Source organism: Vibrio sp. J1-1, from assembly GCF_021728395.1.
Taxonomy (GTDB): Bacteria; Pseudomonadota; Gammaproteobacteria; order Enterobacterales; family Vibrionaceae; genus Vibrio.
In genome coordinates this window covers 15,612-28,089 of record NZ_JAKKCM010000006.1, presented here as the reverse complement: position 1 = coordinate 28,089, position 12,478 = coordinate 15,612, and the positions used below count along the sequence as shown (strand labels likewise).

Sequence of the window (12,478 nt, the reverse complement as noted above, 5' to 3'; positions counted from 1 at the left end):
TCGCGTTGGCTACTACAGTACAGCTGCAATGCCTTTACATAGTGGACCCATGTTTGACTTAGTCATGCCAGCCACACTGATTCGGCCAGAGCCGACAATGTAAATGCCGAATTCTTCTTTCAGACGGTTCACTTGCTCTTTAGATAGACCAGAGAAAGAGAACATGCCGTTTTGACGTTCGATGAAGCTAAAGTCCGCATCTACACCTTCTTCTTTCAGTGTTGCTACAAACAACTCACGCATCTCTTGGATACGATCACGCATTTCTGCTACTTCTGCTTCCCACTCTGCACGAAGGTCAGCATCGTTTAGAATATGCGTAACAACAGCGCTACCGTGAGCTGGTGGGTTAGAGTAGATAGAACGGATGATTGCTTTAACTTGTGAGAATGCTGTTGTTGCCACTTCTTCTGACTCAGCAACAAGAGTGAAGGCACCTACACGCTCGTTGTAAAGACCGAAGTTTTTAGAGAACGAGCTAGCAACTAGGATTTCTTTGTTGTACTTAGCAAACGTACGCAGACCTGCTGCATCTTCCTCAACACCTTTCGCGAAACCTTGGTATGCGAAGTCGAATAGAGGAAGCAATTTCTTCTCTGCAACTAGCTTAGCCAGTGTTTCCCACTCTTCTGCTGTTGGATCGATACCAGTAGGGTTGTGGCAGCAGCCATGTAGAAGAACGATGTCGCCTTCAGAAGCTGCTTGAAGATCGTTAAGCATTGCATCGAAGTCTTTGTCTTTTGTTTCTGCGTTGTAGTAGCTGTATTGAGCCGTTTCGATGCCAGCCGCAGTGAACACACCATTGTGGTTTGCCCAAGTAGGGTTGCTGATCCAGATTTTAACGTCGCCTAGCTGACGTTTGATGAACTCACCAGCAACACGCAGTGCGCCTGTACCACCTGGCGCTTGAGCTGTTTTTGCACGTTTGTCTGCAACGATCTCTGCATCGTCACCAAATAGTAGTTTTTGTACTGCCAGACCGTATTCCGCTGTACCTTCGATTGTTAGGTAAGATTTGGTTTTTTCAGTCTCAATAAGTGCTGCTTCAGCTTTTTTAACTGTTGCAAGAACAGGGGTTTCACCTTGTTCGTTTTTGTAAATACCTACGCCAAGGTTAATCTTTTCTGCGCGAGCATCTTTTTTAAATTCTTCTGTAAGACCAAGAATAGGGTCGGCCGGAGCGGCTACTACTTTTTCAAACATAATCTTCATCCATGTTAATCGAAGGGTGTGCCCGTATTTATACCTTTCAGCATTACTTGTTACAACACCTTCTGATAAGAAAACCTAAAAAAGATTCGATTAGAGATCGAATTCGAAGATAAACCAGATTTTTGGCACGCTAACGGTGCTGATAAGGGGAATTAGCAGCGAGCTTTATCGCGAATTGATACACTTTTGCCCACTTGACGCAATCGTTTACGGAAAGGGGCTGTAGGGAGTGATTTGTTATTGAGAAGTTACGCGATTCTGCTTGCTAAATTAGGCAAAACTCTAGATGTATTCGTTACAAAGCTAAAGCAGCGGACTAGCGCTGAGTAATCGCAGAAGTAGGACTTCAGGTGTGGATTTCTCACTAGTAACTTTTATCGCTGATTTGGAAGGAATTAGATCTTTGACTACATTGGAGAGAAAATAAGGGCTGATGCCGTTTTTTCGATATCAATAACACTTGATATAACCCCAAACAGCGTGAATTAGAAGACACTTGGCGGAAAATGCGCCAATCTACAGCGACCGTCGGATTCGGTCGCCGTGGTCTAGCTAGTTTATGAAGGCGCACATACAGAATAGGAGCTCTGAAACGTATTTATTTGTCTGCGTTTTCTTCCTCAGAGTTTTCCTTGTTGAGGTGTTTTATAATCGCCTCTTTGGCATGTTCTTCCGTTGCCTCTTCACCCGGTGGTACAACAAGATCCGCCATTTTGTGTACACCCATTGCATCTTCAGCAATATGTAACCAGTCAGGGTGCCAATAATAAGGATTGGTCGCACCAGGGTGGTCCCAGCTATGGACACCTTTATGCGCTCCTCGGTATGAGAGATCATCCATGGTAAACACTTTCATAACTTCCTCCAAAAACGTCATTCCTTTGAAAGTATGGAACATAATTCTACACTTCGGATCGACAATTCATCGGACTAAGATCGATTAATTACCTTGCAAGAACGATAAATCAGCTATCAGAATTTCGAAGCGAAGTATGCTAAGGTGCACCCGAAGTCAAAGTGAGAGAATGATGAATCGATACCGTCAATTAGCTGAGCTGTTTAAAACTCAGATTCAGCAGAACACCTGGAGAGCAGGGGAGAAGCTGCCATCTGTGCGTGTGACCAGCCGTAATCATTCACTGAGTGCGGGGACGGTATTACAGGCTTACCAGTTACTTGAAGCTCAGGGCTGGATAAGCGCTAAACCTCAATCCGGCTATTATGTCACGGCCGAATTAGAGCGTTTTGAGGCAAGTAATGAAGTCGTGCCTACTTACCCATCTACCTTCAATGATGAGTTATACGATTATCTTAAACAGCAAGGATTGCCCGATGCTGTGCGTCTGGGTTCTGCTTTTCCCGACGCCACACTATTCCCTTTCGAAGCGTTAAACCGCAACCTAGCCAGTTCTGGCCGTAAAATGGGACCAAAAAGCTTGCTTGATAACATGCCTCCGGGGAGTGAGTCATTACGTCGATTGATTGCGCAACGGTACATACAGCAAGGCATATCGACTACGCACGAAGATATTGTGATCACCTCAGGTGCGCTCGAGGCGTTGAATCTGAGCTTGCAAGCGGTTACTCAGCCCGGAGATACGGTTGTCGTGGAGTCACCTGCTTTTTATGGCGCGCTTCAAGCGATAGAACGTCTTGGGCTGAAGGCAATCGAGGTTCCGGTAGACAGCCAAAACGGGCACGATCTTGAACAGCTTGAAGCAATATTTGCAAAACATGCTGTTCGCGCTTGTTGGCTGATGGTGAATTTTCACAACCCGACTGGCACATTGCTGTCTGATGAACAAAAGGAACGTATTGTCCGGATGGCGGAACAATACGACGTCTTCTTAATTGAAGATGATGTCTATTCCGAGTTGTATTTCACGGCGAATAAACCGGCTTCTCTTAAAACCTTTGATACGCAAGGGCGAGTGCTTCACTGCTCCTCACTCTCTAAGAGTCTTTGTCCGGGGTACCGGCTAGGATGGGTTGTGAGCCATCGCTTTAACGAACCGATTCAAAAGCTACAACTTATCTCTACTTTGTCTGGGAGTGCACCGATTCAGCAAGGTATCGCCCATTATCTGCAAAATGACAGCTACGACAATCACTTGAGAAAGCTGCGAAAAATCATGCAACAGCGCCAAAGCTTGTTCATTGAACTTATACAACGTTACTTGCCCCAAAACCTGACTTATAACGTACCTGAAGGTGGCTACTTTGTATGGGTTAAGTTGCCAAATGGGACGGACAGCAAGTCGATTTATCAAGCTTTGTTGCAACAACAGATAACCGTGGCATATGGGAAGTTGTTTTCAAGCGATAGCAAGTTTCAAAACTACCTGCGGCTTAATACTTCCATGCCTGTCGATGGAGCATTAGAAAATGCCATCAAGAAAATAGGCGAGTTACTGACAACTGTTTAGACGTTTTTCACAATAACTGTATCAGTTCATCTTACTTTGAATGTGGTTTAATCAACGAGATAACAACCTGTTAGCTAGGAGTGATGATGAAAAAGCAGTTAGTAAAACATGAAGTAACACTGATCATGGTGGCGATATTTAGTGCTTTCTTACTTGTGTTTGCACACCTTATTTTGGCTAAATCATTTGCACACTATGCGTGGGTTGAATACACCGCAGCGGTCATTCCGTTCGTTATCTTTAGCCTGTGTTTTGTGGGTGTGAGATATGCGGTGAAAGCCGATCAAGAAGAAAGTAATACTTAACGAGTATGAGTGCCAGACAAAATAAAAGACCTCCACTTAGGAGGTCTTTTTAAATTTTGTATCACTAAAAAGTGATTAGAAGTTCGCTGAGCGAGGAGTACGTGGGAATGGGATTACATCACGAACGTCGCCCATACCTGTTACGTAAGAAACCAAACGTTCGTAACCCATAGTTAATCCAAATATAATATTGGGTCATCATTTTCTATGGCTTTGTTGCATAATATTGGATTTTTTATGATTGGTATAATCTCAGTATCAAATGAAATTTTCTCTTGGCTACTGTTATCAGCCATTTAGCGCTTCTTCAAGTCACATGTGAATGGGAATTTGAAACGAAAATGTCGCTCCTCCAGTTAGTGTCATTTCGATATCACGAACTATTTCGAGAAGAAATGCCTGCTCATCTATTTCTAGTTTCTGTTCCTTTGCAATATCAAACATCGCTTCAAGAGCAGCACAGTAGGCAACGTCGGAGACGAGGTAAACGTCTGCGCACAAGTAGTAGCCTTCGGGGATAACAAAATCGTGTAATGCCTCTTCTACTTGCCAGTCACCGATAAAGGTCTCAATCTCTTCCCAGTTTCGATCCATTTGATTGATCGGTGTCGCGCCAAGCAAGCGTATTGACTTTTTACCATAGTGCTCAAGGACTGCGTCCCAGTCTGGGTTTGCCAGATTAACCTTTTTCATACCTCTCTGAGGATACCAAACTACTTCAGTAGGCATAGCATTTGCTAATGCTGTTTCGAGAGAATGTTGAGAACCAGGGTGAGCAAGTTTGGCGATAAAATCTGTGGTCTCGCTCGGGGTGGATTCATATCCCATTTTTCGTATCTGTTTCGCTGTCACTCCGAGTTCTCTTTTAAGAGCCTTGCCCAAAGCCTGAGAGGAAGAGAAACCACAGTATTGAGCAATATCCATAACGCTCCACGGCTTATCATTTAGCAGCAAGTTAACCGCTACCTGAAGACGTAAACGGATAAGGTATTGTCCGGGAGTTTCGCTAAACAATTCAGTAAACTGACGATGAAAATGATAGGGAGAAATCGCACTTTCAGTGGCGATGTTCTCCCATGACCTTTGTACAGAAAGATCTTCGTGCATGAGATGCAGTGCATTGCTAAAGCGCTTTCGCCAGTGCTCTGGCAATGGTTCTAGCAAAGCAATTTCCGGGACCAACTTGAACGTAGGTTTCTCTTGTTCTTGCACAGAATCAGACCTTACCGGGATGAAAGAATCACTATCGTCTGTCAGTGGAATAATATCAATCACACTGAGCTCTTTGTCTTTCTGCACTGAGACTGACTTCGATAAACTTTGATGACTTACGACTCGTCATTTCTATTAATATCGGGATCAAGATCAGCGTCACCGCTGTGGCAAACAGTTCACCAAAGACAAGCGATACTGCGGCTGGTTTCAAGTACTGTGCTTGCTCGGCGTCTTCAATTAACGGTGGCACCAAACCACATACCGTGGTTATCGTCGTCAAGAAAATGGCTCTAAATCTGCTGGTTCCCGCGATGACTAACGCTTCCTTGAGCGGTACACCGCTGCGATACTCAGCATTAAAACGGGTCATCAGAACCAGAGAGTCATTAATCACGATACCTGTCATGGCCATCATGCCGAACATGGAGAGCAAACTAATCGGTAAATTCATCAGGTAATGACCAAAAATCGCGCCTGCAAACCCAAATGGAATCACCGCCATAATGATAAACGGTTGTAAATAAGACTTGAGCGGAACCGCGAGCAAAATGTAAATAAGCAGAACCGTGAGCTTCATAGCAGAACGGAATCCGTCTGATACGTCGCCAATCTCTTCTAATTCACCACCCGCTTTGATTCGAACTTCAGGAAATTGATGATGTAAAGCTTCAATTTCTTCGCTCAACTGATCCATGGTTTGTTCTGGTGCTTGAATGTCACGATTCTGTTTCCAGTATAGGTTTACCACCTGTTCGCGATTACGACGATATAGGACCTGTGGTTCCTTCTCGTGTCTGAATTCTGCTATATCGCTAAGTAGTACACTCTTATCATCAGGGAGTAGTACTATCGTCTGTTCTAGCTGAGAGAGTGATTTACGTCCTTCGTGAGAATACCGCAACAGCACCTTGGTTTCCTGTCCTTGCTCAAGTAGGCGATGGATTTCACGCTCGCCAAATTCATTAGCCGCAAGACGAGCCAGTTTTTCCTGAGTTAACCCCAGTTGTTGACCGTATCCATTTAGAACCAATCGAACTTGTGGTTCACCATTTTGTCCGTCGTCGTAGACATCTGTCACACCGGATAGAGTTCTTAGTTTTACAGCTAACTGGCTGCTGAGGCGTTTCGCTAACTCTCTGTCGCTGGAAGCAATTGAGATGAATGTTCCACCAGTTAGTTCTTCTGCGGCACTGAACTGAACCGAGTAAGCTCCCTCAATTTTTCCTGTCTTTGTACGCCAGCGATCAGTTAATAAGTTCCCGGGTAAGATTGTCAATGCTTCGCTGGTCATCTCTGCCGTAACCTCAATTTGTCCGTAACCATCAGACCAAGCGAGCAAGTTTACGACAGGTGGTTCACTCAGAGGGTAGTTTTGCATCAGAGTTTCCTGAACTCTTGCCATAGCGTGTTCTAGTTGTACCAAAGCCTTTTTTTGCAAAGGTATAGGGGCCCCGTCTTCAAGCTCCACTTTTGCGGTAATATAGCGTCCAGGTATGTCTGGAAAAAGCGCACTGCGAATCGTGCCGGTTGACCATAGTCCGTAAGCGAAGACAATTGTCGCCACAAAGCCAAGTAATGCTGCTAGCTTGTAATCCAACGCTTTTTCCAGAGTAGGCTTGTAAACCCTTTGGTTGAACCAGTTTAGTGCGCCCTGTGCGATAGACTGAATTTTGGTAAAGGGGCCTTTGGATGGCTTGTTTTCAGACAAGTGGGCTAGATGCGATGGCAGAATGAATTTGCTCTCAACCAGTGAGAAGAATAAGGCAAATATCACCACAGCGGAAAAACCCGCTAGTATTTTTGCTAACTCGTTATTTATCCAAAGCATCGGCGAAAACGCCGCAATTGTCGTTAACACACCAAATACAGTAGCGACTGAAACAGAATCGACGCCCAGCCACGCTGCTTTACGTCCATTACTTTGTTGGCCTCGCTGCTCATGAATGGCTTCACCCACAACGACAGCATCATCAACCAGAATACCTAGCACCAGAATAAAACCAAACAGGGTAATGTCGTTAATACTGTAATCGGTCAACTGCATGGCGCCCAATGTTCCAGCAATAGCAACGGGAATGCCAACTGCCACCCAAAATGCGAGTTTGAGTTCTAGAAAAATACCTAACAAAACAATGACAATAAGCAGCCCTTGCCACGCATTGTCACCCAATCGGAATAGTTGCTCCTCAATGTAAGGTGCCATGTCCGCCATGGTATTGAGCGCAATGTCTGAAGGCAGAATTTGGCGTTGTTCAGATAAGGTCTGTTTAATGGCCTGGCTGACTTTAAGTAGGTTGTCGGTCTGACTGGTGCTGACGAGCAGAGCTATCGCATTAATGCCGTTGTTACGCACGATGGAGCCACTATGTTCATATCCGCGGCTTAGTTGAGCAATATCACCAAGGTGTATCGTTCCTGATGGGCCAGAAACAACCACCAGACGACGAAGTTTCTGTATATCATCGGCGTAGCCATCTCCTCGTATCACCATCCTGCCTTTATCACTGAACAGTTCACCGGTTCGTGATTCCAGAGACATTTGACTCATTGTGTTAGCTAGATCCTCAAGGTTTAACCCCAAAATCTTGAGTTGGGCAGGGTCCGGTTCGATAATCAATTGTGGTGTTTTGCTTCCCCAATTGGATACTTTGGATATCTGAGGGTGATTTTTTAGAGCAAGTTCAACCTGTCTGGCAATTGGTTGGAGTTCTTCATCACTACGAGGCCCGGAGATCACGATAAAAGCCGCCAGGTTGGTGAACTCATTTCTCACGACTTGCGGTTTTTCTGCATAAATGGGAAAGCCGTTGATGGCATTTACCTGATTACGTATATCATCGAGCAGTTTGTTGAGATCTGCGCTACTTGTTTTACGGACCAGGACGCTTGACAAGCCCGCTCTGGACTCACTGGTCACTTGCTTGATGCCTGCAATCCCACTGATGGCTTCCTCTATTCGCTGTGTTACACTTTGATCAATTTGTTCTGCTGTGCTGCCTGGATAGGCGACCGTGATGAGTACAGAGGATGGTGCAATTTGTGGAAATGACTCCACACGTAATGGGCTAAAAGCCATCACACCGCTAGTAAGGATAGCGAACATCAAAAGGTTCGCTCCCACCGGATTGTGGATAAACCATTTCGTTAGCCAGTTCATTGGTTAGACTCCTGTTTTGTTACTAACATCGGAGCGGGATTTGGAGTTACCTGTTTCCCCGGTAACAAAGATTGCAGCGGATAAACCACGACTTGGCGTACTTTCGCACTCTCATTTTCAAATCGGCCATATACCAGATCAGATGCTTGTTCTATCGCCTGAATCCACTCTTTTTGAAGCCGGTTTTGTTCATCAAGCGTCCAGACGTAACCGTCGCGTGTTATTGCACTTAGTGGTAACGCCACGATGTTTGGTTGCGTTCCAAGGCTAATGATCGCTTTGACTTGTTGGTTGGGTAGTAAGGGGTTAGATCCCTGATAAGGTTGCTCGACCGAAAGTATCACCTTTCTCTGGCGAGTAGTTATATCGGCTTGCGGAGCAACATAGCGAACCTGAGCGGGCCACTCACTTCCATCTCGGTTCAGTACCTTAATCTCTGGCTTGTGTAACGCAGACTGAACTCTCTGCCAGTGAAGTTCAGATACGGGTAGTTCGACATCTAGAGAGTCGCTGGCCGCCAACTCAAAGGCTACCTGACCTGCTTCCAGCCATTCGCCGGGGCTGATATGCCGATGCATGATCACGGCATCAAACGGGGCGAGGATCGCTGCTTCTTCTAATAGTTTTTCGGCACTGGCGTAGCCTTGTATTGCTTGGTTCAGTTCCGCTTTTGCTAACGATAACTGGGGTTCTCGGCGTGCAAACGGTGAACTTTTTGTTGATGGCAACATTTTCAATGCCACCGTCTGTTCATGTTGAGCCTGTTTCAGGTTCAACTCTGCCTGTTTGACGCCACTCTTTGCCTGAGCGAGGTTAGCTTTGAGCGCACTGTCATTCAGTTTCGCTAAGTGAGTTCCTTTTGTAACTAATGAGCCCGGTTCAATGTCTGGATTCAACCAGACAAGTTGAGCATTGCTCGATGTTTTGAGCTGAATGAGCCAACGGGCCGAGGTTGTTGCCAGTAAGGTAAGGCTAGAGTCATGAGTGGTCGGTATTAATTCCAGCACGGACACTGGATCTTTGACCTGTGGTTTCAACGTGCCTACAACAGGTTGGGGCTTGAGAATATCGACAGCAACCAAAGCTACGAATATCGCCCCAAGGCCAATTAGTGTGGCAAGCCCCTTTTTAAATTTCATAAGGCTTCTCCTCGGCAGGATGCTGAGTGAGGTTTTTGTTGAGACGTTGGCTTATTTCTGTCAATCGAGACAAGGTTTGCAAGGCCAGAGGGAGCATCACTGCTGCCTCAACAAATTCTAGTGAGTAAGCCACGATAGAAAATACTTCACCAACACTGGTAGCTTTAAGACTACTGATTATCCATAAGTTGGTTAGTACTGACGCAAATAAGGCAATAAAGATCAGTCCGTACACCAGTGCTTCAGTGTCGGACAACTTGATTTCACAATGTTTAATACGTTCAAAGTGTGTTCGTATAGCCGAAAAATGTTCGCCACTAAGAACTCTTACTTGCTGCTCTAACTGATCGTTTAATGTGCCGTTGAGGTGAGTGAACGTATGGTGAAACAGGGCATAAATGACGAGCATGCATAGACCAGCTGCCAATACACACAATGCTAGTTTGAGATGAAAGGTAGCCAGAATGACTACTGTAGCGATCAACTGAACGATTGCAGTGATCAGTAATGGCAAATCTTGCTCAAGAAAGTCAACAAGCTCGCGTGACATTGTCAAGCGAGCATCTTTTACAGACACTGATGTCTTACGCAGATTGTATTCGACCACATTAGCCAATTTAACTCTGATGTCACCATAAACTCTAGTGTCGTAGAAGCGACGACCCACACTAAATATGACCAGCATTAAAAGAATGGAAGCAAACAGAATAAGCGGCTGCATGTTTTGTTTAAGCACACCGTCAATGGCAATACCAATAAAGAGTGGTAAAAGAATAAGTATGACGTTTTCAGCGAGTACCATCAGCCAAGTCAAAGTAACTTTGGTTTGACTAAGCCTGATAACTGATCGCAGTGTAATGGATTGATGAGGTAGCATTATTGTCACCATGAATTAACATGGCGTCAGTATTACCGATTAATAACCATAAAAAGTGTCCGAGATTGCTGTTTGTGGACCAATTCCTCTGACCTCCATAATATGCTGCACGTTGTCGTTCACCTTTGAAAAGGCATCGCATACTTGTTTAGTTTCCGCAATACGTTAGTTGGGTTGCTCATCACTTAAGCGGGCGATATGTCAAAGAGGAAATATGGAAATTTCATTGCTTGCGGAACATCCGCATGAAGTGTCAAAAATAGAGGGTTGGTATTTCCAGGGATGGGCATTCAATAGTACTAACTTTTTTGGAAATCGAGTTTGACGGCCAAAGTAAATACACCACACTTTGGCCGCAATAGAAATCAGAGAGCCTAATCCTGATTATCATTAAGATGCTTAACAATCGCTTTTTTAGCATCCTCTTCGCCATCTTTTACATCCAGAGGTTCTTTGGGGTAAATACCCATGGCATCTTCTGCAATATGTAACCAATCAGGATGCCAGTAGTAGGGGGTAGTGGCCTGAGGATGATCCCAGCAATGAACACCATATTTCTGACCAATGTAATTGAGGTCTTCCATTCTGAATACTTTCATTTTGAGTTCTTCATAAAGCTCCTGAACACTATAAGTATGATAGATAGACGCTGATTTCTATAACCCTGAAACGAAAAAAACCTCCCGCGAAGGAGGTTTTCAATTCGATAAAACTTTGATTAGAAGTTAGCGCTACGTGGTGTACGTGGGAATGGAATTACATCACGAACGTTACCCATACCTGTTACGTAAGACACTAGACGCTCGAAACCTAGGCCGAAACCAGCGTGAGGTACAGTACCGTAACGACGTAGATCTCGGTACCAGCTCATGTGCTCTGGGTCGATGCCCATTTCAACCATACGTGCATCAAGAACGTCTAAACGCTCTTCACGCTGAGAACCACCGATGATTTCACCGATGCCCGGTGCAAGAACGTCCATCGCTGCTACTGTCTTACCGTCGTCATTTAGACGCATGTAGAAAGCCTTGATGTCTTTCGGGTAGTTCTTAACAATAACAGGCGCTTTGAAGTGTTCTTCTGCAAGGAAACGCTCATGCTCAGAAGACATATCGATGCCCCATTCAACAGGGAATTCGAACTCGCGGCCAGAATCGAGAAGAATTTGGATTGCATCAGTGTAATCGACTTGTGCGAAATCAGATTCAACGAATTGCTCCAGACGAGTGATCGCTTCTTTATCGATACGTTGAGCAAAAAACTCAAGGTCATCACGACGCTCTTCAAGTACCGCTTTGAATACGTACTTCAGCATGTCTTCAGACAGTTTCGCTACGTCATCTAGGTCTGCGAACGCAACTTCAGGCTCAACCATCCAGAATTCAGCCAGGTGGCGGCTTGTGTTTGAGTTTTCAGCACGGAAAGTTGGACCGAAAGTGTAAACTTTGCTAATTGCACAAGCGTAAGCTTCTGCGTTTAGCTGGCCAGATACGGTTAGGAAAGTCTCTTTACCGAAGAAATCTTCGTTGTAATCTACTTTGCCTGCATCTGTGCGAGGTAGGTTTTCCATGTCCAGCGTAGAAACGCGGAACATTTCACCAGCACCTTCAGCATCAGAAGCTGTGATCAGCGGAGCTGATACCCAGAAGTAACCTTGTTCGTGATAGAAACGGTGAATAGCTTGAGATAGACAGTTACGTACACGAGCAACCGCACCAATCACGTTAGTACGTGGGCGAAGGTGTGCTACTTCACGTAGGTACTCGATTGAGTGACGAGTTTTTGCCATTGGGTAAGTTTCAGCATCTTCAACCCAACCAACCACTTTAACGTCAGTTGCTGCCAGCTCAAAGTCCTGACCTTTCGCAGGAGACTCAACAATCTTGCCAGTTACTTCAACAGAGCAGCCTGTAGTCAGCTTTAATACTTCGTCTTCGTAATTATTAAGATTATTAGGGACCACGGCCTGAATCGGGTCGAAACAAGAGCCGTCATAAATGGCAAGGAAAGAGATTCCAGCTTTGGAATCACGACGTGAACGGATCCAGCCACGAACAGTCACTTCACTGTCTACTGCTAGCTGACCTTTCAAAACGTCTGATACAGGCGCGTAAGTCATGTTTTCAATATTCTCCATAGAGGTAAAA

Annotated in this window: 11 protein-coding genes; 2 read left to right on the top strand and 9 right to left on the bottom strand. The window is 45.1% G+C overall.

Going from position 1 to position 12,478, the window contains the following annotated elements:
• Positions 1-12: 12 nt before the first annotated feature.
• Both L3V31_RS11055 and L3V31_RS11050 read right to left on the bottom strand, forming a co-directional pair.
• Complete coding sequence (locus L3V31_RS11055; RefSeq protein WP_237316108.1) at positions 13-1,203, bottom strand: amino acid aminotransferase; 1,191 nt, start codon at positions 1,201-1,203, stop codon at positions 13-15.
• A 607-nt stretch (positions 1,204-1,810) separates the two neighbouring features.
• Complete coding sequence (locus L3V31_RS11050) at positions 1,811-2,068, bottom strand: hypothetical protein (RefSeq protein WP_237316107.1); 258 nt, start codon at positions 2,066-2,068, stop codon at positions 1,811-1,813.
• A 172-nt stretch (positions 2,069-2,240) separates the two neighbouring features.
• Here L3V31_RS11050 and L3V31_RS11045 point away from each other — a divergent pair, with 172 nt between their 5' ends.
• The gene (locus L3V31_RS11045) at positions 2,241-3,638 is read left to right on the top strand and encodes a PLP-dependent aminotransferase family protein (protein WP_237316333.1); all 1,398 of its coding nucleotides are present in this window, start codon (positions 2,241-2,243) and stop codon (positions 3,636-3,638) included.
• A gap of 86 nt (positions 3,639-3,724) precedes the next feature.
• Complete coding sequence (locus tag L3V31_RS11040; protein WP_237316106.1) at positions 3,725-3,943, top strand: hypothetical protein; 219 nt, start codon at positions 3,725-3,727, stop codon at positions 3,941-3,943.
• 75 nt (positions 3,944-4,018) lie between these two features.
• Here the strand turns inward: L3V31_RS11040 and L3V31_RS11035 are convergent, their stop codons facing one another.
• The 7 genes from L3V31_RS11035 to asnS form a co-directional block, all read right to left on the bottom strand.
• Entirely contained in the window at positions 4,019-4,114 is a 96-nt protein-coding gene (locus L3V31_RS11035) for an amino acid--tRNA ligase-related protein (RefSeq protein ID WP_237316105.1), read from the bottom strand.
• 141 nt (positions 4,115-4,255) lie between these two features.
• A complete protein-coding gene (locus L3V31_RS11030) occupies positions 4,256-5,155 on the bottom strand; it encodes an AraC family transcriptional regulator (protein WP_237316332.1) in 900 nt (299 codons plus the stop codon).
• Positions 5,156-5,210: 55 nt separating this feature from the next.
• Positions 5,211-8,315, bottom strand: coding sequence for an efflux RND transporter permease subunit (locus L3V31_RS11025; protein ID WP_237316104.1), 3,105 nt, complete (start codon positions 8,313-8,315; stop codon positions 5,211-5,213).
• The gene (locus tag L3V31_RS11020; RefSeq protein ID WP_237316103.1) at positions 8,312-9,454 is read right to left on the bottom strand and encodes an efflux RND transporter periplasmic adaptor subunit; all 1,143 of its coding nucleotides are present in this window, start codon (positions 9,452-9,454) and stop codon (positions 8,312-8,314) included. Before L3V31_RS11020 ends, L3V31_RS11025 begins: the two co-directional genes overlap by 4 nt.
• Positions 9,444-10,331, bottom strand: a complete 888-nt coding sequence (locus tag L3V31_RS11015; RefSeq protein WP_237316102.1) for an ABC transporter six-transmembrane domain-containing protein — start codon at positions 10,329-10,331, stop codon at positions 9,444-9,446. The genes L3V31_RS11020 and L3V31_RS11015 overlap by 11 nt, the downstream gene beginning before the upstream one ends.
• A 374-nt stretch (positions 10,332-10,705) precedes the next feature.
• On the bottom strand, positions 10,706-10,930 hold the full coding sequence (locus tag L3V31_RS11010; RefSeq protein WP_237316101.1) for a hypothetical protein: 225 nt from the start codon (positions 10,928-10,930) through the stop codon (positions 10,706-10,708).
• Between the two features lie 119 nt (positions 10,931-11,049).
• Positions 11,050-12,450, bottom strand: a complete 1,401-nt coding sequence (gene asnS / locus L3V31_RS11005; protein WP_237316100.1) for an asparagine--tRNA ligase — start codon at positions 12,448-12,450, stop codon at positions 11,050-11,052.
• Positions 12,451-12,478 lie beyond the last annotated feature (28 nt).

What these genes read in the sequence shown, in the direction of transcription:
- L3V31_RS11010 (WP_237316101.1), bottom strand. Translation starts at nt 10,930, where the DNA reads ATGAAAGTATTCAGAATGGAAGACCTCAATTACATTGGTCAGAAATAT.
- L3V31_RS11020 (WP_237316103.1), bottom strand. Translation starts at nt 9,454, where the DNA reads ATGAAATTTAAAAAGGGGCTTGCCACACTAATTGGCCTTGGGGCGATA.
- asnS (WP_237316100.1), bottom strand. Translation starts at nt 12,450, where the DNA reads ATGACTTACGCGCCTGTATCAGACGTTTTGAAAGGTCAGCTAGCAGTA.
- L3V31_RS11055 (WP_237316108.1), bottom strand. Translation starts at nt 1,203, where the DNA reads ATGTTTGAAAAAGTAGTAGCCGCTCCGGCCGACCCTATTCTTGGTCTT.
- L3V31_RS11040 (WP_237316106.1), top strand. Translation starts at nt 3,725, where the DNA reads ATGAAAAAGCAGTTAGTAAAACATGAAGTAACACTGATCATGGTGGCG.
- L3V31_RS11025 (WP_237316104.1), bottom strand. Translation starts at nt 8,315, where the DNA reads ATGAACTGGCTAACGAAATGGTTTATCCACAATCCGGTGGGAGCGAAC.
- L3V31_RS11050 (WP_237316107.1), bottom strand. Translation starts at nt 2,068, where the DNA reads ATGAAAGTGTTTACCATGGATGATCTCTCATACCGAGGAGCGCATAAA.
- L3V31_RS11015 (WP_237316102.1), bottom strand. Translation starts at nt 10,331, where the DNA reads ATGCTACCTCATCAATCCATTACACTGCGATCAGTTATCAGGCTTAGT.
- L3V31_RS11035 (WP_237316105.1), bottom strand. Translation starts at nt 4,114, where the DNA reads ATGGGTTACGAACGTTTGGTTTCTTACGTAACAGGTATGGGCGACGTT.
- L3V31_RS11045 (WP_237316333.1), top strand. Translation starts at nt 2,241, where the DNA reads ATGAATCGATACCGTCAATTAGCTGAGCTGTTTAAAACTCAGATTCAG.